We start from the raw sequence: 22,529 nt of genomic DNA on the forward strand, positions 1-22,529 counted from the left end.
CTATCCATATTGCATCCCTATTACACCCCCCGGATAATGTCTGCCCTTCGCTACGCCCTCGTGGCACAAGACTGGAGCTTCTATGTTTACCCCTGTAATCCTGGCTGGCGGTAATGGTTCACGTTTGTGGCCTTTGTCGCGTCAGAGCTTTCCCAAGCAGTTTCTCGCCCTGGATGGGCAAGATCAGGGGACGATGTTTCAACGGACGTTGGCTCGCCTGCAGGGGCTGGAGCATTCACCCGCGATCATCGTGAGTAACGAGCAGCATCGTTTCATCGTCGCCGAGCAGCTGCGGGTGGCGAAGATGACCAGCCGCCGGATCATCCTCGAGCCGCTGGCGCGCAATACCGCACCGGCGATTGCCCTGGCGGCGCTGGAAGCCACGGCCAATGGCAGCGATCCGATCCTGCTGGTGCTGGCTGCCGACCACCATATCCATGACGAAAAAGCCTTCCGTGAAGCGGTATCCAAGGCTCAGGTTTATGCGGAAAAAGGGCATTTGGTGACGTTCGGCATCACGCCAACCCACGCCGAAACCGGTTTTGGCTACATCCAGTGCGGGGCCGCTATCGACCAGGGCGGTTTCGCGATCGCCGCCTTCAAGGAAAAGCCTTCGCTGGAAGTGGCCGAGGAGTACCTGTCTTCGGGTGCTTATCTGTGGAACAGCGGCATGTTCATGTTCCGCGCGTCGGTGTTCCTGGCCGAGCTGAAGAAGCATCGCCCGGACATTCTGGCTACCTGCCACGTGGCGCTGGAACACGCCCAGGCGGACAGCCACTTCCTGCATGTGCAATCCGAGCATTTCGTGATGTGCGCCGATGAGTCGGTGGACTATGCCGTGATGGAGCACACCGACACCGGTTTGGTGGTACCGCTGGATGCCGGCTGGAACGACCTGGGCAGCTGGGCGGCGATCTGGGACGTTGGCCCGCACGACGCGGACAAGAACCGCCTCGAAGGCGACGTGATGGCCATCGATACCCGCAATTGCCTGGTGCAATCGCACCACCGTCTGGTGGCCACCGTCGGCCTTGATGACTTGATCGTCATCGAAACCAAGGACGCCGTGCTGGTCGCCAACAAAAACGACAGCCAACAGGTCAAGGACGTGGTCAAGCGCCTGCTGGTCGAAGAGCGCGCCGAGTTTGTCACGCATCCACTGGTCAACCGCCCGTGGGGCCATTACGACACCGTCGACAAGGGCGAGCGCTATCAGGTCAAACGGATCAGCGTGTTGCCAGGCGAGTGCCTGTCGTTGCAGATGCACTACCATCGCGCCGAGCACTGGATCGTGGTGTCCGGTACGGCTCGGGTGATCTGTGGTGACAATGAGTTGATTCTTTCCGAGAACCAGTCCACCTATATCCCGCTGGGGGTCAAGCATTCGCTGTCGAACCCGGGCAAGGTGCCGTTGGAATTGATCGAAGTGCAGTCCGGGGTTTACCTGGGCGAAGACGATATCGTGCGTTTCGAAGACCGTTATGGACGCCTGGCTAAATAATTAGCGGTCCCGTGTTCATGATGAAAAAGGGCAGCCTCGAGGCTGCCATTTTTGTTGGCCGTGAAGCCGGGTTTTACCCCGGCAGGTGTATCACTTCCTTCTTAGAAGTGCAGGTCCCAGTCTGTGGTCGCCAGCTTGTGCCCGGTCATTTCAACCGAGGTTACAAAGCCATTTGCCACGTCAGCGATGGTGCTGCCGTTGTTGAGCGCATTAACCCAGTAGGCCTTGCCTTCAGCGTCTGCGGCACGGCCAAAGACAGCCTGATAGAGCACGTCGACATCGTGGCTGGCATCACCGTTGAGGCCGAAACCGCGGGCGATGCTTTCCGCGTTGCCGAGGATGTTGACGGTGATGGCCCCAAGGGACGCGCCGTTGGATTGCAGCCCCCCCCAGTAGTCGAAGCCACCGATATCGGCCTGGCGCCCAAGAACGTTGTTGTATAGTCCGGCAAGGATGGTTAATTCGTCACGGCTCTGCACGGCAACCGCACCGTCGTTGAACATGATGTTTTCAGTGTTGGTGACGGTGATTTGCTGAGTCGGATCGGCTTTGTCGGTGACCAGTACATAACCGTCATATTGGTCGATGCTGTAGGCCGACTGTGCCTTGGTGAACACGGCCACATCGTTACCGGCCCCCGCGTTGAGATGGACAGATGTGGCGGTGCTCAGCGGGTTTTCATGGGTGATGTTGATATTGTTGACGCTCGCCGTCCCTGCGCCGGAAGCCGTTCCGGTGGGGGTCAGACCATACTGCAGTTGATCGTCACCGGCACCGGCGAAGACCTGGCTAGGCGTGCTGTTGGCGAGGATGAACGTCTGGCTGGCGGCATCACCGGTGAGGATCTGGCCGGCTGTGCTGCCGGTCACTGAAACCGCACCGACCATGGCGGCGAAGTCGACTTTGTCCAGGACGATGCTGCTCTTGCTCGCCAGTGCGCTGGTGTCGACCACCAGCGCTGTGTGTTGCGAGGCGCTGGAAGTGCCGGTCAGGGTCAGTGGTGTCGATGACGTGGCCAAGGTGTTCTGCACGATGATGGTGTTCACCAGTAACGGCACGTCAGGCGACAACAGGGTGAGGAATTCAGTGCCGTCGCCAGTCAGATGGTTTTGGTCCTTGGCATCATGGGTGGTCGTTTGCGCTTTAATCGCAGCAATCAACGCTTCCAGCGAGTTGCCTGCAGGCAGACTCGCGCCGCCAATCGATGTCAGGCCGGTGCCAATGGGCACCTGGATGGTCAGCAGGGCAGCGCCGTTGGCCGTGACCAGCGGAATATCCGCCACATTAGGGTTACCCACGGTGCTCCCTTCGCCGTCGGACACCACAGGAATAATCACCGACGTCCCGGTACCGCCACCTGGCAACGTAACAGGGGTCGAGGTGACCGGCACGCCGTCGACCACTGTCGGCGTTGTGGGCTCTGTCGGGGTCACCGGCGCCGCGACGATGGACAGTACCAGGGCGCTGCTGGCATTGGAGACATTGCCCGCGACGTCTACCTGCTTAACCGTCAGGCTGTGGTTGCCCAATGACAAGGCATTGCTGGTGATGCTCCACACACCCAGATTATTGGCCGTGCCAGTGCCCAGTAGGGTGATGCCGTCAGTGTCGTAGAGCTTGACGGTGCTGTTGGCTTCGGCGGTACCGGTGATGATCGGACGGTTGGCGTAGGTAATGCCATCGCCCAATGTGCCCGTGTCACTGGCTGGTGCGAGGATCACATCAGCCGGCGCCGCTGGAGCCGTGTTTTGAATGCTGACGGACAGTGATGTGCTCGCTCCGGAACCGTTACCTGCCGCATCGACCGCTTTGGCGGTCAGTGTGTGGGTGCCGCTGGCCAGGGTGCTGCTGGTGATGCTCCACACACCCAGGTTATTGGCCGTGCCGGTTCCCAGGATGGTGGTGCCGTCGGTGTCGAACAGCGTGACCGTGCTGTTGGCTTCGGCGGTACCGGTGATGATTGGCGTGCCGAGATTTGTAATGCCGTCACCTGGCACGCCCGTGTCGCTGGACGTGGCCAGGGCCAGGCCCGTCGGCGCGGCAGGCGCGGCGGTATCGATTGTTAGGCTTTTTACGACGCTGGCTGACGATACGTTGCCTACCTCATCAACCGCCTTGGCCGTAATGGTATGAGCTCCGCTACTCAGTGCGGAGCTGGTAATGCTCCAGGCCCCGAAGCCGTCGGCAGTCACCGTGCCGAGCACTGTGGTGCCGTTGGTGTCGAACAGCGTGACGGTGCTGTTGGCTTCAGCCGTACCGGTGAATACCGGCGTGGTGGTGCTGGTAATGCCATCGGTGTTCGAGGCGCCGCTGTCACTGCCTGGCGACAGGACAAGCGTCGGTGCCGACGGTGCAGTGCGATCAAGCGCATAGGTTTGGCCGCTGGTGAAGCCACCGGCGATTTCCACCGAGGATCCGTTCTGGATGCCGGTGCCGCTGCTTTTGAGGTCCAGTCTCAACGTGCCGTCGCCGGCCAGGCCATTGACGTTGACCGTGTAGGTGATGTTGTCGGCGGTGGTGACGCTGGCAATGGTTCCGGTGGCGGCTCCGGAGGAGGCCAGTGTGAAGTCAGACTGATCCACACCGGTGACTGCTTGGCTGAAGGTCACGGTGTAGTTCACGGACGAGGCGGCATGATCGACCGCCGCGTCGGTCTCGCGCACGATGGAACTCACCGCAGGGCTGTCGGTGACGCTGATGGTCAATGCCTGGAATGCGTCGTTGCCGGCTGCGTCGCTAGCCTTGAGGTAGATGTGATAAGTGCCAATGGCCAGATTCTGCGCAGCAATGAGATTGCCGTTGGAGATCGAGAACTTCGCGTTGTCAGCATCATTGGTGGTATCGCCAGTGGCCAGACCGTAGCTTACCGAATGGGCATCGGTGCTCGACAACGTGGCCAATGTCGCGCCGTTGATCGCCGCCACGCTACTGATCGAGCTTGAACTCAGGGCAAGGTCCGTCGGGGCACTTTTGTCGATATTCACCGTAAGGCCCGACGATGCTGACGACGTGTTGCCGGCAGCGTCCGTGGCCTTGACGGTGATTGAGTGCGTGCCAGACGCGAGCGCCGAGGTGGCGATGCTGTAGATGCCACTCCCGTTGGCCGTGCCGGTTGCCAGTAGCGTGGTGCCGTCAGTGTCGTAGAGTTTGACGGTGCTGTTGGCTTCGGTCGTACCGGTGATGACGGGCGTGTCGATCTTGGTGATGCCATCGGAGGGGGACGTGCCACTGTCGCTGGCCGAGTCTAGCGTCGGCGCAGAGGGCTTCGCCGGTGCAGCGCTATCGACCTTGAGGGAGAGCACCGTACTGGCCGCGGATGTCTGGGAGCCGCTTGTCTGCTTGGCCGTCAGGGAATGAGTACCATCAGCCAGCGTGCTGCTGGTGATGGTCCAGTTGCCGGCGCTGTCGACCACGGCAGTGCCCAATACCGTGGTGCCATCGGTATCGTAAAGCGAGACCGCCGCGCCAATGACGCCGGTCCCTTTGATTTCCGGGATTTTTACGCTGGTGATTCCATCGCCCGGTACGCCGGTATCGCTGCTTGAGCTCAGGGACAGGGCCGGAGCGGCTGGAGCCGGAATTGCTGAATAGGGGATGCCATAGCTGTAGGCCGTGCCAGTTATCACACCACTCACACTGTCAACGCTCAATGCATCATAGGTAATCGCAAAGCCACCATTGGCGGCGGGCACGATGACCGGATGATCAATCCATTGGCCCGCCGCCACCGTGATGCCCGAGTCAACCGGTCCGGAAACGGCAACACCGCTACTGGTATAGGTGTAAATATTGACGCCGCTCATGTCGCTCTTTGGCAAGGCGACCAGGATTTTCCCGTCGCTTGACTCGGCCAGGCTGAAGCGGGCAGGCCCCGGCACGGACCACGCGTTATCTCCAGGACTGACGGAGGCGACGATCTGTTTGGCGTAGATGGTTTTAGGGGCATTTACGCCGTCATAGGAGCCGTTCTGAGTGAGGGTGTCGCTTGAGTTGACCGGCGTGCCGTCGCTGTTAAACAGCATCAGTTGGTACTGCTGGGTGCTGCCATAGTTGTTCAGGCTGACCACGGCAAAGCCGCCACCGCTGAGTGCGATGGCATGCTCGCCGTCTTCAGTGCCGCCGGCGCCAGCGGTAACGGACCAGTTCAAGCGTTGGCTCGAATAGCCTGAAGCGAAATTCTCAGGCGTGCCCGCGCTGTCGAACTTGAAGGCATAATCGCCAAGCGGCGTGCTGGTGGGCGAGTAATAGACATAGACACTGTCTGTCACCACGATGCTCTTGTCAGCCAACTGGACGATAGACGGGCCCGCGCCGTTACTGAATTTGTAGAAAACGTCGTGATCTTCGGCACTTGAATACCGAATGGTATTGCCACCCATCGTCGTTTCATTGGTACGGGTCAGGGTTCCATTGCTTTCGCCGTAGATATCCAGCGTCAATGTCTGGTCTTCTGTATAGAAAGCAGCGGCAAATCCGCCATCGGCCAGTGACGTCAGCGACACATTTTGCCCAGCCTTGCTACTCAGCGGCTGGGTAGTGCCTTGGGCAATGCCAGCGTTATCGTATACCTGATAAAACACGCCGAAAGTGCTGTAGTCGTGGGCGACCGAGGTGTCGGCTGACCAGGCGACCACGAAACCACCGTTGGCCAACTTGGCGACAGACGCGTTCAAGACGTAGTCGCTGCCGGAAACGGTCAGCGTAGTGATGATGTTGTTGGAGGCGTCAGCAACTACGATCTTGGCCGCGTATTGTGGCGGCGCACCGTTGTACGAGTTGTCACCGCTGATTTGGTGCAAGTACACATCGGCATGCCCGCCGTTATTCAGCAATGCAATGCCCTGGGCAGAGTCGTAGTTACCGCTGGTCGTCGGCTCCAGCGCAGTCCCCGTCGCTAATACACCCTGATAATCCGCCAGTACCTGTGCATTGAACGGCAGCACCGCCTCGATCGGTCCGGCCTTGACCTCAAGATTCCAGTTGCCGCCCTGGTTCGCCGCACCGGTGAGGTCACTGGACGCTGCGACATCGGCCCCGGTCAGTTTGGCCAGCGACTGCACCAGCGCTTCGCCATCGGTACCGGCTCCGGCGTTACAGCCATAAAGAAGAATATCGCCATCAGCGGTCAGCGCACGGCCTATCGTCGCCAGATCCGTAGCGTGGGTAACGGCATTGGCGCTGGTCAGGTTCAGGCTGCCCAGCTGCACCATGCCCTCGGTGCCATGGGACAGCACTTGAATGGAACTGATATCGCTACGCCCGGCCAGCACCGCGGCCATCTGGCTCAAACCGTCCACGTCAGGATCAAGTACAAACACTTCTACATCTGGCGCCAGGCCGGCAAGCAAAGTGGCGCGATCCTGAACACGGCTGTCTACGAATAGAACAGAGGCTTGATTACTCATGTGATCCTTCCGATGGAGTGTAGGACTATAAAGAGAGGTTTTTTAGCTGAAATACTGGCTTATAGCTATTAATCATTGGTTTTTATAGATATCTAGCTAGCTATAATTACCTGTGTTTTTTCAGGTAACGACTACAAATTCCGGCTACGTAGTCGCCTAGAACTGTGCTTTGCCGGGATCAGTCGAAACTACTCGATCCGCGTGTTTTATGCTGGGCGCGTGATGGGGTGCCAATTCTGAATCCCAGAGGACTTCGCATTAACTTCCCTATCGGCTGTCGTTTTGGATTTCTGAATTTTAACGATGAGCGGTAGACGCTCGAGCTTGAGGTTGATCCGCTCACTGAACGGCCTGAGGAAACTCATGTGGGATGAAGTGTGGGGTTGAGAATACATCTGATGTGAAAATCTCAGTTTTTATTGGGCAAAACCTTATCTGTACGAGGATTTATACTCCGCGTACATTAGAATTCGTATTTCGTCTTGCCACGGCCAAATAGGGGGCCAACATCTAACATGGCCAAATTGACGCAATCCTTTCTCCGATCAGTTAAAACCCCGGGCAGCTATCATGATGAACGGGGGCTCATTCTGCGCGTCAACGCGAAGGGCACCAAAAATTGGGTCTTGCGCTATCAGCTCAATAATCGCCGTCATGACTTAGGGTTGGGGGCCTTCCCGACGGTTTCGTTAAAGGCTGCGCGGCTGGCGGTCGACACCCATCGACTGGACCTTTCCCAGGGTATTGATCCACTGAGTAAACGGGCAACGCTGCAGTACGAGCAAGCACAGATAACGCGTGCTTCAGTGACGTTTCGCCTCGAAGCTGAGCGGTATATCAGTACCCATCGTCAGAGCTGGAAAAACGTCAGGCACGCACAGCAATGGTCGAACTCTCTGCGCGACCACGTGTATCCATTGCTGGGCGAGATGCTTGTAGGCAGTATCAAAACCGAGCATGTGCTCGATGTGCTCATGCCGATCTGGACCAGCATTCCGGAAACAGCCTTTCGCCTGCGAAATCGCATTGAATTAGTGCTGGATGCAGCCAAAGCCAGGATGTTGCGCGAAGGAGAAAATCCAGCTCGTTGGAGAGGCCATCTTGATAAATTGTTGCCGCGTCAAAAACGCGTAAAAATACCTTTCAGTACCATGCCGGCAGAGCGGCTAGGTCCGTTCATTCGGCAGCTCGACAGCCTGGAGAGTACGGCGGCGCGTGCGTGCGAGCTGCTCATCTATACCGCCTGCCGGAGCAACGAAGTGTGCGATGCCCGCTGGTCCGAGTTCGATTTGGCGGCAGGGCTATGGACGATTGATGCTGCGCGAATGAAAGCAGGAAAGGTCCACCGAGTGCCGTTGTCAGCAGGTGCCATTCAGGCCCTGGAGCAGCAGAAAGGCAAGCATCCCGTCTATGTCTTCCCCAATGCCAGGCGCTCCGGCAGTTTGCCCGGGAACGCTATTCGCCGCGTCATGGATGAGCTTCAGGCCGGAGAATACGTTCCCCATGGCTTTCGCTCAACTTTCCGCACCTGGTCTGCCGAACATACCAATTTCCCGAGAGAGATTTGTGAAATGGCGCTTGCTCACTCCCTGGAAGACAAAGTGGAAGCGGCGTATAACCGCGGCGATCTTTTAGATAAGCGTCGGCAATTGATGGACGAATGGGCAACCATTATCAGTGTGGACGCGATGATTATCTTTAATCATCAGGCTGCAAAAAATTAAGATCTAGTTGGGTTGCATCAGGCGCTTCTGTAAGTATTTTTCGTTGCCCGCCGGCTGAATAGGTTGAGGAAACGCTACTCGAGTTAGTTACCGGCACATCTGGTTTGCGCTGGCCCACCAAGTCATCCGGATTCAGATAGAGGCTCATACGGGGTATCACTTCGATGCGCTGTTTTATATCAGGCCTCTGGGCTTGACGCGCATGCCGATCAAAATCCCGTAGTTCGTGTACGTCAATGGGACGGTCTCCCGCTAATACGAACATGGGTAAGTTGCTATGAATCATTGCGTCGTAGCGTGAGTTTTCCGAGAAATACACCATCGCTCTTGGATGCGGAGCAACTTTTTTATATTTGATCAGACTTGCTTGGTCAGCCAGGTTAACAATACGCCGCAATTCGGCCCCCGCCAGGGTTTGATCAACCTCAATCCCCTCTTTCATGGCCTGTTGTTTTGCAGTCTTGCCCAGTAACTCCCTGACCTTGCCAACCGCTACCCGCTCGCCTCCTGTGGTGTGGCCAGCCCAGGTAAATACAATCATCCGCGGGCAGATATCAAACGCCTGAATGTGACGCTGCAATTGCTTCATGCTTATTTGCCCGCCTAAAGCCTGGCGCAAGATCTTCGAACGTGCCGAGGGTGCCAAATTCAGCTCAATACGGGTCTTCTCAAGCTCCATCATGAGTTGATCTTTGAGCTGATTGATCTCTTTCACCCAATGCAGAACGCTCTCGCTGAGGGCGAAGTACCCTGGTAAGCGCATGACAGTACCGGGTGCCTGATCAGGCATTCTCTCGAACATCGACATGGCATGAAGTGCTGCATTAACTGCCGCGCTGCCTTCTAAAGCTCGAGCCTCGATATGGTCGGTTGCTTTTTGTTCGACCAACAATGGCAGCTGCCATACCTTCGAATGCACCACAAAATTTGGCCATACGCCGCCGAACTCTTTGAGTGCATCAGTTAGGCTGGCATGTGAAAGCACAATATCAGAAATCATAATACCACCCCTTAGCAATTTCTTAATCTCTTAAGCTCCCCCTTCTCGTCTGCGCAAATCAAGCGGGTTCGTTCGATTATTGGCTTGCTTTAGGGGTGGTATTATATCGGTATTCCCACGCGCTATTCCAGATTGTCGATCGTTAAAAGCTATATTGCTAGCTATACAGATAGCAAGCTAATAATCATTCCAGATTGAAGTGCTTCTTTAATAACTGTTGGACGATGTCCGTTTCAGTTACTCGCTTTCCTGTCTTGGCCGATTCTTGAGCAGCTCCAAGCTTGAGCGCGCAAGCAATATCCCAACGTAGTCGAAATAATTTTTGGACCGTGGGTTCTGGTTTGAGCGCCTCTATCATGTAAGACGCTGTTTCTTCGACTGCCGGCTGCTTTCGTGTAGAGGCAGATTTTGATAATGGTTTATCGGCCTCTCCCCCTTCCAAAAATTCATTGGGATCCTTTTTGTAGCTCTTTATATCTGGCTTGGCCTTGATCATCCCAACACCTCAGCAAAAAACGCATTCATTTCCTGAATTGCTGCGTTGTCGCGTTTGAGTTCATGAACGGTAGCGCCTTCACTGATGCAACGACGAAATGCAACTCGCTCACAAATTTTTGTTTTGAATACACTAAAGGATTGCTCCTCGAGGAATGTGAGCATTTCCCCTGTGTCTTTGGTCCGTGTATCGACCCTGGAGAGCAGCATCCTGACGTCGAGTTCCGGGTTGTAATCACGTGCGAGGTCTACGACTGTTAATAGATCGGTCATAGCAGCAGCATCAAATGAACTGGCACCGACAGGTACGATCACAACTTCGGCAAGCAGCAACGCCGAACGCAAGCCCACAGAGTCTCGACCTCCTGCATCTACAACGACATGCTCATAGGCTGTTGCCAACTGCCTGCCTTCGGAGTTGATCGCTTTGCCCTGGAGACAGACCGTTGTAGGGCTAGGGCTATATTCCGGGTTGTCACGCCGCCATGCAGCCCAGCTGGCGGCGCTTGCTTGAGGGTCACCGTCTATTAATAAGGTTTTCCCAAGTTTGGCTAGCATCGTGGCCAGGTGAACGGCTGTTGTTGTTTTCCCGACTCCACCTTTGGTATTTACACATGCAAATATGGTCACAGTGGTTCTCTTCCTATAAGAAGTTACGTGAACACCATAGCTATCTAGCTAGCTATTAAGCTGGCTAGATATAGATATTTGAGCGTTCTTTGTCAAATTGAGCACTGGATCTAAAGTCATTAATCCTATGTGTGAATTTATCGCGCCTGTAGGTATCTACTTGGATCCATATGGATTAAATCAACCATAAGGCCCCCAGCGGCCATTCTGAGGCGTTTTACTTGGCTTGGTAATGAGGCACCAAGCCTATGAGGCTTATCTGCCCCTGGTGGGCATTAGGGGCTTTCCTTGTTCTTGATTTTTTCTTTTGATTTTCAATCGGAACAAAAAATAAGCCCCTTTTTAAAACCTTTTTTTCTTGTTTTTTAAAGCTTGTTTTTAAAGCTTGTTTTTAGCATCGCTGGAGGCCTTTGTTTTCGCGGCCTGCAGCGGTTCATCGACTACAGATTCCGGCTATGCGACTACAAATTCCGGCTGTATCGACTACAGATTCCAGCTAATGCGACTACAGATTCCAGCTATAACGACTACAAATTCCGGCTGTTATCCACAGGCATTCTGCTGGAAAAGAGTTCTTTCTCTCTCCTGGAAGCCCATTTGGAAGAGACATAAATCCGAACACATTCTTATCCCAATGTTATCGACTACAAATTCCGGCTAGCACGTCCAGCTAACGACTACAAATTCCGGCTATAACCCGTAGTGGTCGTCTGTGTCGTCTCCGTGCAGGTCTGCATTGGCCACGAATGATGCTGATTTTGTAACGACTACAAATTCCGGCAATAGCCCATAGCCATTCAACGACTACAAATTCCGGCTATGGAAAACCGTCACGCATCGTGCCTTCAAGCTTGATACTATCGACTAATAACTGCATCAGGATGAGTCGATGAGCTCCAAAGAACCATCGTCATTGCTTGTCACAAAAGCCAATGATTTGATCAGCGCCTCCTATCGGCTGACTCTTCAAGAGCAACGCCTATTGCTGGCTGCGATTGCCCAGGTTGATCCACGTAAACCAATGCCTTCCAAGATCACGGTCACTGCGGCCAGCTTTTCCGAGATCTATGGCATCCCTATACGTTTTGCTTACACCAATCTCAAAGAGGCCGCAGACTCCCTCTACGAGCGTGATATTCAGACCTTTGACGGCAAGAATCGAACCCGTATCCGTTGGGTGTACAAGGCCACCTACGCAGAGGGCGAGGGTCGAGTGACCCTTAATTTTACTGTCGATGTGATTCCTTACCTATCGATGCTCAACAGCAAGCTCACTTCGTATGACCTGCGTCGCGTGGCCAATCTGAATTCCATGCACAGTTTTCGACTGTTCGAATTGATGATGCAATTCAAGAGCACGGGCATATTGATCATTGAGGTAGAGAAGCTGCGGACACTGTTGGATTTGGGTGACAGCTACAAGCGTTTCAACAATCTTCGGCAGAGGGTGATAGCACCGTCGATCGCCGAGATCATGGCCAAATCTGGAATCGTCATCACTTACCAAACCATCACAGAAGGTAAAGCTGTCAAAAGCCTGATATTTCGCTTCCAGGAGGCCGCTCAGTTACGGCTTTCGCTTGGGGAGGGTATGGAAGCGATTCAATCTGAAAGTCTTTGCTAGAAACAAAGCATCAGAAAAAACAATGGCTTATTGTAATAGATAGCTATCAAGCTAGCTATCTATGATTGTAACTGCTCACCTTTCTTAGCCGGAATTTGTAGTCGATAGCATTCAATTATCCCAGAACAAGACTTATGCCTGTGTCTTCAGTCTTGTGTTCAGTTGTAAATCGCGCACCAGCAAATCCTGATGCACCAACCATAAATTCGTCGGCCTCTTGCTAAAGCAAACCTGTTTGGGTCTGTTTTTGATCCGCGCCAGTTATTCACGAAGAAATACGCTGCTCAGCCCAGGGGTAGCGCCGGGCTCGAGGTGAAGGTCGATCGGGATGGTGGCAAATGGAGTCGCCTGGGCGGTCTCCAGCTCGAGGTGCTGAAGTTCGCGCCTGGTATCCAGACATATGGCCGCGCCGCCGCGGATCCAGACATGGGTCGAGGGACTTAACCATGAATGCTATATAGATAGATAGATATCTATCTATGATAAGCCAGAATTTGTAGTCGATACTAAAGATGTACAACATTTTTGCGAGTACTGAGGATGACCCAAACGGATGACGTCGATAGCTAACCAGCTTCACTAAGGTGCTTGAGGGGTATGTGGCAATAAGGCTCGAAAAAACTTTGAACAACAACATATTGCGGTTGATTATCAGATCACCCGTTTGTGCCATCAATAGCCGGTAAATGCCGTGGCTTACGTTGATCGATTTTTTAGTGATGCAGCACGTATCGACTATTATTGGAGCAGGACTTTATCATTCTGGAACCCAGCTGCCCCCTGCGATCGCTCCAGTCGTAGAGGGTTGCGACCCAAAATATAGGTGCCGCCAAGCAGACGTGCGATGAGCTCGGGTTCTTTTTATTCGCACCGATGGATTATCTCAAGATGATGGATCATCCACACAGTCGTCCAATATGGACTTCGGCGTCTATCACTGCGTCTGAATAATACGTTGAGAAACTATAAGTACATCGGCGCAGTAGATATGTTGGATATTTGCTTTTTATTCAGATGGTTCGGATAAAGAAACTCACGGTTTATCTTGAGTATCATGTAAATCAATAACTTCATTATAAACCTGCACCATGCTCTCGCACATGCGGTCAGCGGTGAACAACTCTTGAAACCGGGCACGAGCATTATTGCCAAAACGCTGCGTCTCTTCAGGATTGTTCCACAGTCGATGCATGGCCTCGCGCAAGGCCACGGGGGAGTCGGGTGGGACAGCCAAGCCTGTTTCTTCATGGATGTTAACGTAGGTAGTCCCCGTGCCGATTTCGCAAGAAATCATCGGCTTTCCATGCATCGAAGCTTCTAATAGAGAAATGCCGAACGCTTCGGACCGAAGATGGGAAGGGAACACCAGGGCGTAACACATCTGCAGCAGGCAGACCTTTTCCTCATCATCCAATCGTCCCAAAAACAGCACATTGCGCAGTTGCAGCTTTTGCGCCTGAGCCTTGAGTTCCAGTTCATTGGGGCCGCTACCCAGAATAACTACTGGATAATCCACACCTTCAAGTGCATTCAGCAGGCTATCCAGGCCCTTGTAATAGCGAAGCACGCCGACGAACAGGAAGAACTTCTCAGGCAGGCTTTTGCGCAAGCGGCTGAGTGTCTGCGTCGATGCTTCTGGGTACGCTGATTGATTCAAGCCGTAAGGGATGACCACGGTCTTGTCGGCGAATGGCTTGAGCGCTTCGCTGGAGTCCAGGTAGTTGGGCGAGGCCACCACGATTCGGTCCATGCTCCTGAGGAAGCGCTTCATCAAGGGGCTATAAAGCTTGAGCAAGGTGCGCTGCTTGACGATATCTGAATGGTAACTGAGCACGGTGGGGCGGCCATGGCCGGTGGCAAAATGCACCAGGTCCATGAGTGGCCAGGGGAAATGGAAGTGCACCAGATCGGCTTCGGCGGCCATTTCCTTGAACTGGCTGAACACGCGCATCGAGAGGCCAGTGGACGCCAAGTTCAGGGTTTCTTTGACACGTACGACCTGGTGATCAGCCACCTGTAAACGCGCAGGGGTAGGATTTTGGCTGATAGTCAGTACTTGGCTTTCAACGCCTAAGCGGCGAGTGCCTTGGCAGAGTTGAAATATGACTTGCTCGATGCCACCGGTCGTATCGGGGTAATACGTTTTGAAAAAATGCAGAACTCGCATGAGGTTCCTTGGCTAAAACCCTTGACTGTGGCTGCTTCGAACAAAGCAAAAGCCATTGTTCATGCTTAAAACGCTCAACACACAGGGGGTCATGGAGCATGCGAGCCAAAGGTTGCAGAGATTAACTGCTCGCTTCGGACGCTTCAACGCAAAAAAGAACTGGCCCTATTGTTGTGTAAGCCAACAGGGCTTCTCGGTAAACGTTTTTTCATTTATTGCAGGCTAAGCGAGGTGCTACACTCCCGCGCTTTTCCATACCCAGCGGCATTAGGAAATTATGCGTAACCTCCATGAAAACAGCTTGCAAGCTGCGTTGAAAGCTTGTAAAGGCAGTTTCATATCAGTCGGTATTTTCAGTTTATTTGTTAACGCCCTGATGCTTGTTCCTACCTTCTATATGCTCCAGGTCTATGGCCGAGTGGTAACGAGCGGCAGCATTTCTACGTTAGTGATGCTGACCATCATCATGAGTGTGCTGGTTATCACCATGGGGTCGCTGGAGTGGATTCGTTCGCGGATCATGGTTCGCGTCAGTACCAAGCTGGATGTACTGCTGAGCCGTGATGTTTATAAGGCCAGTTTCAAGCGCTCACTGGAAAGTGGCGGTATGGATGCTTCGGCCCAGTCGCTCAACGATTTGACGGGCTTGCGGCAGTTCCTGACGGGCAATGGCTTGTTCGCCTTTTTTGATGCGCCGTGGCTGCCGATCTACATTGCCGTGATGTTCATGTTCCATCCCTGGTATGGATGGGTCGCGATTGGTAGTGCCCTGGTGCTGCTGTTTCTCGCGTACATGAATGAAAAGCTGACAGGCAAGGCGTTAGGACAGGCGAATAAGGAAAACATCGCGGCCACCCTGTACACGACTAAAAACCTGCGCAATGCCGAAGTCATCGAATCAATGGGGATGTTGAATACCCTCATGCATCGCTGGGGCATGCGTCAGAAAAACGTTTTGATCCTCCAGTCCCAAGCCAGCGACAAGGGCGGAATAGTCAGCGCTATTTCCAAAACCTTCCGCATGCTCATTCAATCCTTGATCCTCGGTTTGGGTGCCTACCTGGCCGTAAACCATGAAATCAGCCCTGGTTTGGTGATCGCCGGTTCGGTCTTGTTGGGACGGGCCCTGGCACCTATTGACCTGATCATCGGCAGCTGGAAAGGCTTTATTGCCGCTCGCTCGCAATACGACCGCCTCAACGACACCCTCGATAAGTTGCATGCAGAGCCTGAGCGCATGGCATTGCCGGCACCTCAAGGCCATGTATTGGTTGAGAACCTGATCGTCTGCCCACCGGGTTCTAAAAATCCGATCCTGCGCGGCATCAGCTTTGGCGTACCGGCGGGCTCCGTCGTCGGCATCATTGGCCCGAGCGCGTCAGGCAAATCCACGCTGGCTCGAGCATTGATGGGGGTATGGGCACCGCAGAATGGGGTCGTCCGCCTGGACGGCGCCGATATCAGCAATTGGGATAAAAACCAGTTGGGGCCTTACATGGGTTACTTGCCTCAGGACATTGAGCTCTTTGAAGGCACCATTAGCGAAAACATTTCACGGTTCGCGGACGTAGACGCCGAGAAAGTGGTTCGCGCGGCCAAGACGGCCGGCGTACACGAAATGATTCTGTTGTTGCCCGATGGCTATGACACGGTCATCGGCAGTGAAGGCGTCAACCTGTCCGGCGGGCAGCGTCAGCGTATCGGCCTGGCCCGCGCGATCTACGGTTTGCCGCGCCTGATTTTGCTGGATGAGCCCAACTCCAACCTCGATGAGGTGGGGGAGCGCGCGCTGGCATCCGCTATCCAGGAGCTGAAGCAGACTGGAGCGACCATTTTCGTCATCACTCACCGCACCACCATCCTGTCACAACTCGATCGGCTGCTCGTCATGAGCGCCGGTGGCGTCAGCATGTACGGTCCGCGGGATCAGGTAATGGAAGAACTCAACAAACAACAACTTGCCGCTCAGCAAAAAGCTGCTCAAGTTGCCACGGGCACGGCTCCGGCCAGCGCCTGACAGGAAGATGTCGATGACCCGCTCTCTCAGTAACCAAACCGATAGCTTCGCTGATCTTCCGATTTCCGACCGCAAAACGCGTCGCCTCGGCTTTGGCATTGTGTTCGTGACGTTCGGCTTATTCGGCACCTGGGCCGCATTCGCGCCACTCGATGGCGCCGCCTACGCGCCTGGCGTGGTCACCGTGCAGACCTACCGTAAAACGGTCCAGCACCTTGAGGGCGGTATCGTTAAAGACGTGCTGGCTCACGATGGGGACATCGTGAAGAAGGGCGATCCACTGATCATCCTTGACGATGCCCAGCTGCGCTCCGAATACGAAGTGACACGCAATCAGCTGATTGCCGCCAAGGCCATGGAAGCCCGCCTGATCGCCGAGCGTGACGATAAATCGGTCATCACGTTTGATCAGATGTACGAGCCTGACAGCCCGCGGGGCATCGAAGCGCGTGCGGGTGAAACCGAAGTGTTCAATGCGCGCCGTGGTGCGCGCCTGGGCCAGGTTTCAGTGCTTCAAGAGCGTATTGGACAGTTAAACCAGCAAATCAAGGGCACCGATTCCATCATCGGTACCAAGCAAAACCTTGAGCACTCTTACACCGGTGAGATTGGGGATCTGAACGAGTTGCTTGCCCAGGGCTTCGTCGACAAGCAGCGCATGCTGGATCAGCAGCGCAAGCTCGATATGCTCAAGTCCGAAGTGGCCGATCATCGCTCGACCATTACCAAGACCCGCCTGCAGATCAATGAAACACAACTGCAGATATTGCAGGTCAACAAGGACTTCAACTCTGACGTGGTTAAACAGTTGGCTGAAGTCCAGACCAAGGCTTATGACCTGCAAGAGCGCACGGCAGCACTGGAAGATCGCTTGAACCGCATTATCATCCGCGCTCCGGATGACGGCATGGTCATCGGTATGACCGTTCATACCATCGGTGGCGTTGTACGCCAGGCCACCCCTCTGCTGGACATCGTCCCGTCTGTTTCCGAGCTGATTGTCGAAGCACAGGTTGCGCCCCAGGACATCAACCGCATCGCCATTGGCAAATTGGCTGACATTCGCTTCAGTGCGTTCAACAGTGCCACCACCCCGGTGATCGAAGGCATTGTCACGAGCATTTCGGCGGACCGCTTAACCAACGAAAAAACCGGCATGCCTTATTACCTGGCCAGGGTCAGCGTCACCAAGGCGGGTCTGCACAAACTGGCTGATCGTAAGCTTCTGGCGGGTATGCCGGCGGATGTCCTGATTAATACGGGTGAGCGCACCATGCTGCAATATCTGATGCAGCCAGCGCGTAACGCTATCTCCCAATCGATGATTGAGGAGTGATTGTGCGTCTGTTTCCATGCCTGATGTTGGGAATGCTGGCGTTGCAAGCACATGCTGCCGAGCCGAAAATCGCTGAACCATCGACGCCCAAACCGCCCCTCAAGAGTGTGAGTGCCAAGGATTACTCGGCTGACCTGATGCAGCTCTACCGCGAGTCGCGCCTGGAAGATCCGCGAGTGCTGGCGTCTTATTCCCGGGCTAAATCCAGTGAAGAGCAGCAACGCGAGGCGCTGGGCGGCCTGTTGCCACAAGTCACGGTCAATGGCGGCGCGAACCGGATTCATCAAGAGAACGACCTGAGCCGTCAGTCCTACAACAGCGAAAACTACAGCATCAACCTGAGCCAGCACATTTATAACAAGGCGGCCTGGGAGAACTATCAGAAGTTCAAAAGCCTGGCCAAGCAATCCAGTGACGAATCCACGGAAGCCCGGGCCGAAGCGACCGTCGATCTGGCGCAGCGCTATTTCGCGGCCCTGGCGGCTGACGATGAACTCGAACTGGTTCAGGCCGAGCGCCGTGCCACACAAAAGAACCTCGACCGGGTCAATGCCTTATATAGCAAGCAGCTGGCAATGATTACCGACCAGCTTGATATCCAGGCGCGTGTGGACGCCCTTGCGGCGCAAGAAGTGGACGCTCAAAATCAGGTGCGAGTAACCCGCGTGGCGTTGTCGGAAATCATTGGCCGTCCCGTCAAGGAAAAGCTCAGCCGCGTGCGTGATGACGTGGAACTGCAGGTGTCGGCCGAAAGCCTGGACAGCTGGGTACAGCTGGCTGTGACCGACAACCCGCAACTCAAAGCCAGCGAAAACGCCGTCGAAGCGGCTCAGGCCGCGTTGCGCGGCGGCAAGGGCGGTCATTACCCGACCGTCAGTTTGAATTTGAGCGCGCAAAATACCAACGAAGGCTATAACAACGCCCTGGCGCCGAAAACCGACAGCTATGTGGCGGGTATCGGTGTACAAATCCCGATCTACAGTGGCGGTTCGACGTCAGCCCGGGTGCGGGGTCTGTATGAGGACCAGCTGACGGCAGAGATGCAGATGGAGGCGATGCGCCGCCAGGTGGTCAAAGAAACCACCAATGCCTATTTGACGGCGGATTCGAGCGTCGAAAAAATACGGGCTAACCGGACGGCACTGTCATCCGCCATGAAGTCCAGCGATGCTGCAACCAAGGCGTTTGCCTTTGGTGTGGTCAATGCCGTGGACGTGTTGACCGCTACACAAAACGAGTTCAAAGCGCGTCGCGACCTGCTAAAAACGCAATACGATTTCATTACGAACCTGTTCATCCTCAACCGCTGGGCTGGCAAGCTTTCCGAGGAAAGCGTCGAGAGCGTCAATGTGTGGTTGAGCAGTAACAGCACAAACCCTGTCTCCGACCGGAACATGAAGCAATGAACACAAGCAAAAAGTCAGTCATCATCACAGGCGTAACAGGTCAGGATGGTGCGTACCTTACCCAGCTGCTGCTGGAAAAAGGCTACAAGGTATATGGCACTTATCGTCGCACCAGCTCGGTTAACTTCTGGCGTCTGGAGGAGTTGGGTGTTGCCTCCCATGCCAACCTTGAGCTGGTCGAGCATGACCTCACTGACCTGGGCGCCAGTATCCGTCTGCTGCAAAAAGCCGAGCCCACCGAGGTCTACAACCTCGCCGCTCAGAGCTTCGTAGGCGTCTCCTTCGACCAGCCAATCACCACCGCGGAAATCACCGGTATCGGTGCCGTCAATCTGCTGGAAGCGATCCGCATCGTTAACCCGAAGATTCGCTTCTACCAGGCTTCCACCTCGGAAATGTTCGGTAAGGTCCAGCAGATCCCGCAGACCGAGAACACGGATTTCTATCCGCGCAGCCCGTACGGCGTGGCCAAGCTTTATGCGCACTGGATGACCATCAACTACCGTGAGTCCTACGGGATCTTTGGCTCCAGCGGCATCCTGTTCAACCACGAATCCCCGCTTCGCGGTAAAGAGTTCGTCACTCGCAAGATCACTGACGCCGTGGCGCGCATCTCCCTGGGCATGCAGGATTGCCTGGAGCTGGGCAACATGGACGCCAAGCGTGACTGGGGTTTTGCCAAGGAATATGTCGAAGGTATGTGGCGCATGCTGCAAGCCGACGAGCCTGACACTTTCGTCCTGGCGACCAACCGTACCGAAACTGTTCGGGACTTCGTGTCCATGGCGTTCAAGGCCGTGGACATCGAGCTGGACTGGAAGGGCAGCGCCGACAACGAACACGGCATCGACACCAAGACCGGCAAGACCGTTATCCAGGTCAACCCGAAGTTCTACCGTCCTGCCGAAGTCGAGCTGCTGATTGGCGACCCGGAAAAAGCCAAGCGCATCCTTGGCTGGGAACCGAAGACGACGCTGGAAGAGCTGTGCGATCTGATGGTCAAGGCTGATCTGGAGCGCGTGAAAGTCGGCAAATCGTTCTGATATCTTTATATTTAGATATCTAGCTAGCTAGTCATGAGGGTCGCGTGAAAACGCGGCCCTTTTTTATAGCGGCTGCGACGCAAGCCGAATGCCGCATGCGGCCCACCTCTTTGTAGTGTTCAATAACACCCTCTTTTATTTTTTTTCATTTTTCGTCCCAGGTCAGCTCATGCAAAACGAAGCAAAAGTCACTATCCACCAGTTCGCCATCAGTGTCAGTCACGGTGACGGCATCAGCAACGGGATGATGTTGACCCGCAAGCTGCTGCGCCTGGCAGGCGTCAAGTCGGATATCTATTGCATCCAACCGTCAGAGCAGATGGCCGGGGACGTGTTGTGTATCGATGATTACCAGCCGGGCAGCGCCGATGCGTTGCTGGTGCATCACGGCATCGGCAACCCGGTCGAATCCTGGCTGCGTGATTTGCCCGAGCGCAAATTCATGGTGTTCCACAACATCACCCCGGGCGAGCTGTTCCCCGCCGATCACGTCATTCAGCCAATGCTGGCCCACGGCTGGGAGCAGGTCGATAGCTGGAAAAACTGGCTGACGGGCAGTATTGCCGACTCCCAGCAGAACCTGCAGGAGCTGCTCCAGCGCGGGTATGACGAACACAAGGTGACAGAGATTCCGTTGCTGGTGGACCTGGAGCGCATCGAGCCGCACGCGGCGCAGCGTCACGACACCCCGCGGCCGTTCACGCTGCTGTTCGTTGGCCGGATCATGCCGCACAAGAACCAGCTGGCCCTGGTCGAGGCCTTCGCGCATCTGTTGCGCAGCGCCCAGGTGCCGTTGCAGTTGTATCTCGTGGGCGGTTTTACCGTGGCCGATTACAAGGACAAGATCCAGGCGCGCATCCGTGAGCTGGGGATCGAGGCCTTCGTCAACCTGACCGGCAAGGTCGATGATGAAACCCTCAACGCCCTGTACTGCCGCAGCGACCTGTTCGTTTCGTTGAGCAAACACGAAGGCTTCGGCATGCCGTTGATCGAAGCCATGGCCCACGGCCTGCCGGTGCTGGCGTACGACGCGCCCAACAGCAACGTGGTTCACACCCTGGGCAATGCCGGCCTGCTGCTGGACAACGCCGAGCCCCACGAAGTCGCGGCGACCATCGCCCAGATCATGGAAAACCCGGCGCTGCGTCGCAGCATGAAACGCTACGGCATCGAGCGCATGGACGAGTTTGGCTACCAACACCTCTACGATCGCCTGAGCGCTTTCCTGGGCAAATTCGACATCGCCTTGCCGTCCCACCAATTTCCGGTAGCGGTGCCAAAAGCGGCGGTGGATTACCGCATCGAAGGCCCATTCGACAGCACCTACAGCCTGGCGCTGGTGAACCGCGAACTGGCCAAGGCCATGGCCGAACACGGTCACAAGGTCGCCTTGCGCGCCACCGAAGGGCCGGGGCCGATTCCGGTCGATCAGACGTTCCTGCTGGACAACCCAGACTGCGCGGCCCTGCACGCACGCGCCGAACAACCGGCGAACACCGTGATGCGCCTGATGTACCCGCCACGGGTCACGGACATGCAGGGCGATCTGAACGTCATGTCCTGCTATGGCTGGGAAGAGTCCTGCCTGCCGCAAGCCTACTGCCATGACTTCAACCACCAGACGCACCTGGTGACCAGCATGTCCAGCTGGGTGACCACCACTTTGCAGGACAACGGCGTGACTGTGCCCTTGGCCACCGTGGGCCTGGGCGCGGACCACATCCTCAAGGCTGACATTGATTTCGACAGCCTGCCGGCCATGCCGCAGGTGACCAGCGAGCGCCTGAAACTGCTGCACGTTTCGTCCTGCTTCCCGCGCAAAGGCGTCGACGTGTTGCTCAAGGCCTACGGCCAGGCCTTCACCGCCGAGCACGCGGTGGTGCTGATCATCAAAACCTTCCCCAACCCGCACCACAACATCCAGCAGCAACTGGCGGATTGGCGTGCCGAGTTCCCAGCGGCGCCGGCGGTCGAGTTGATCGAACAGGATCTGCCGGACTCGGCCCTGCGTGCCCTGTACACCCTGGCCGATGCCTTGGTCGCGCCGTCGCGAGGGGAGGGCTTTGGCCTGCCGCTGGCAGAAGCGATGCTGCATCGCTTGCCGGTGATCGTGACGGGGCAGGGCGGGCAGACGGATTTCTGCACCGAGCAGACCGCCTGGCTGATCGACTACCGTTACGA

The 22,529-nt window shown here is 55.5% G+C and carries 13 protein-coding genes; 8 read left to right on the forward strand and 5 right to left on the reverse strand.

From position 1 onward, the window contains the following. Nucleotides 1-82: 82 nt before the first annotated feature. Nucleotides 83-1,501: a mannose-1-phosphate guanylyltransferase/mannose-6-phosphate isomerase gene (locus tag F8N66_RS31200; protein WP_150773727.1), complete on the forward strand. Its 1,419-nt coding sequence runs from the start codon at nt 83-85 to the stop codon at nt 1,499-1,501. Nucleotides 1,502-1,602: 101 nt separating this feature from the next. Here the strand turns inward: F8N66_RS31200 and F8N66_RS31205 are convergent, their stop codons facing one another. Next, nucleotides 1,603-6,906, reverse strand: coding sequence for an Ig-like domain-containing protein (locus F8N66_RS31205; protein ID WP_150773728.1), 5,304 nt, complete (start codon nt 6,904-6,906; stop codon nt 1,603-1,605). A gap of 515 nt (nt 6,907-7,421) precedes the next feature. Here F8N66_RS31205 and F8N66_RS31210 point away from each other — a divergent pair. Further along, nucleotides 7,422-8,630: a tyrosine-type recombinase/integrase gene (locus F8N66_RS31210; protein ID WP_150773729.1), complete on the forward strand. Its 1,209-nt coding sequence runs from the start codon at nt 7,422-7,424 to the stop codon at nt 8,628-8,630. Here the strand turns inward: F8N66_RS31210 and F8N66_RS31215 are convergent. From F8N66_RS31215 to F8N66_RS31225, 3 genes are all read right to left on the reverse strand, one after another. Beyond that, a complete protein-coding gene (locus F8N66_RS31215) occupies nt 8,605-9,630 on the reverse strand; it encodes a DNA replication terminus site-binding protein (protein WP_150773730.1) in 1,026 nt (341 codons plus the stop codon). The genes F8N66_RS31210 and F8N66_RS31215 overlap by 26 nt on opposite strands. A gap of 184 nt (nt 9,631-9,814) precedes the next feature. Beyond that, nucleotides 9,815-10,126: a hypothetical protein gene (locus F8N66_RS31220; protein ID WP_150773731.1), complete on the reverse strand. Its 312-nt coding sequence runs from the start codon at nt 10,124-10,126 to the stop codon at nt 9,815-9,817. Then, on the reverse strand, nt 10,123-10,755 hold the full coding sequence (locus F8N66_RS31225) for a ParA family protein (protein WP_047539386.1): 633 nt from the start codon (nt 10,753-10,755) through the stop codon (nt 10,123-10,125). The genes F8N66_RS31220 and F8N66_RS31225 overlap by 4 nt, the downstream gene beginning before the upstream one ends. 889 nt (nt 10,756-11,644) lie before the next feature. Between F8N66_RS31225 and F8N66_RS31230 the strand changes: the two genes are divergently transcribed. Beyond that, nucleotides 11,645-12,379, forward strand: coding sequence for a replication initiation protein (locus F8N66_RS31230; protein ID WP_150773732.1), 735 nt, complete (start codon nt 11,645-11,647; stop codon nt 12,377-12,379). 1,033 nt (nt 12,380-13,412) lie between these two features. On the opposite strand, the gene F8N66_RS31235 is transcribed toward F8N66_RS31230, so the two are convergent. Continuing rightward, nucleotides 13,413-14,546, reverse strand: a complete 1,134-nt coding sequence (locus tag F8N66_RS31235) for a glycosyltransferase family 4 protein (protein ID WP_150773733.1) — start codon at nt 14,544-14,546, stop codon at nt 13,413-13,415. A 277-nt stretch (nt 14,547-14,823) separates the two neighbouring features. Here F8N66_RS31235 and F8N66_RS31240 point away from each other — a divergent pair, with 277 nt between their 5' ends. The 5 genes from F8N66_RS31240 to F8N66_RS31260 all read left to right on the forward strand — a co-directional run. Beyond that, nucleotides 14,824-16,563: a type I secretion system permease/ATPase gene (locus F8N66_RS31240; RefSeq protein WP_150773734.1), complete on the forward strand. Its 1,740-nt coding sequence runs from the start codon at nt 14,824-14,826 to the stop codon at nt 16,561-16,563. Nucleotides 16,564-16,576: 13 nt separating this feature from the next. Continuing rightward, nucleotides 16,577-17,899, forward strand: a complete 1,323-nt coding sequence (locus F8N66_RS31245; protein ID WP_150773735.1) for an HlyD family type I secretion periplasmic adaptor subunit — start codon at nt 16,577-16,579, stop codon at nt 17,897-17,899. Between the two features lie 23 nt (nt 17,900-17,922). Continuing rightward, nucleotides 17,923-19,305, forward strand: coding sequence for a TolC family outer membrane protein (locus F8N66_RS31250; protein WP_150773738.1), 1,383 nt, complete (start codon nt 17,923-17,925; stop codon nt 19,303-19,305). Next, entirely contained in the window at nt 19,302-20,348 is a 1,047-nt protein-coding gene (gmd, locus tag F8N66_RS31255; RefSeq protein WP_150773736.1) for a GDP-mannose 4,6-dehydratase, read from the forward strand. Before F8N66_RS31250 ends, gmd begins: the two co-directional genes overlap by 4 nt. A gap of 169 nt (nt 20,349-20,517) precedes the next feature. Then, nucleotides 20,518-22,529, forward strand: a 2,012-nt coding sequence (locus F8N66_RS31260) for a glycosyltransferase family 4 protein (RefSeq protein ID WP_150773737.1), incomplete at its 3' end; no start/stop codon positions are given.

It is taken from the genome of Pseudomonas fluorescens (genome assembly GCF_902498195.1).
Taxonomy (GTDB): domain Bacteria; phylum Pseudomonadota; class Gammaproteobacteria; order Pseudomonadales; family Pseudomonadaceae; genus Aquipseudomonas; species Aquipseudomonas fluorescens_BU.

Coding starts and splice junctions, on each gene's coding strand:
- F8N66_RS31200 (WP_150773727.1), top strand. CDS start 83: ATGTTTACCCCTGTAATCCTGGCTGGCGGTAATGGTTCACGTTTGTGG.
- F8N66_RS31205 (WP_150773728.1), bottom strand. CDS start 6,906: ATGAGTAATCAAGCCTCTGTTCTATTCGTAGACAGCCGTGTTCAGGAT.
- F8N66_RS31210 (WP_150773729.1), top strand. CDS start 7,422: ATGGCCAAATTGACGCAATCCTTTCTCCGATCAGTTAAAACCCCGGGC.
- F8N66_RS31215 (WP_150773730.1), bottom strand. CDS start 9,630: ATGATTTCTGATATTGTGCTTTCACATGCCAGCCTAACTGATGCACTC.
- F8N66_RS31220 (WP_150773731.1), bottom strand. CDS start 10,126: ATGATCAAGGCCAAGCCAGATATAAAGAGCTACAAAAAGGATCCCAAT.
- F8N66_RS31230 (WP_150773732.1), top strand. CDS start 11,645: ATGAGCTCCAAAGAACCATCGTCATTGCTTGTCACAAAAGCCAATGAT.
- F8N66_RS31235 (WP_150773733.1), bottom strand. CDS start 14,546: ATGCGAGTTCTGCATTTTTTCAAAACGTATTACCCCGATACGACCGGT.
- F8N66_RS31240 (WP_150773734.1), top strand. CDS start 14,824: ATGCGTAACCTCCATGAAAACAGCTTGCAAGCTGCGTTGAAAGCTTGT.
- F8N66_RS31245 (WP_150773735.1), top strand. CDS start 16,577: ATGACCCGCTCTCTCAGTAACCAAACCGATAGCTTCGCTGATCTTCCG.
- F8N66_RS31250 (WP_150773738.1), top strand. CDS start 17,923: ATGTTGGGAATGCTGGCGTTGCAAGCACATGCTGCCGAGCCGAAAATC.
- gmd (WP_150773736.1), top strand. CDS start 19,302: ATGAACACAAGCAAAAAGTCAGTCATCATCACAGGCGTAACAGGTCAG.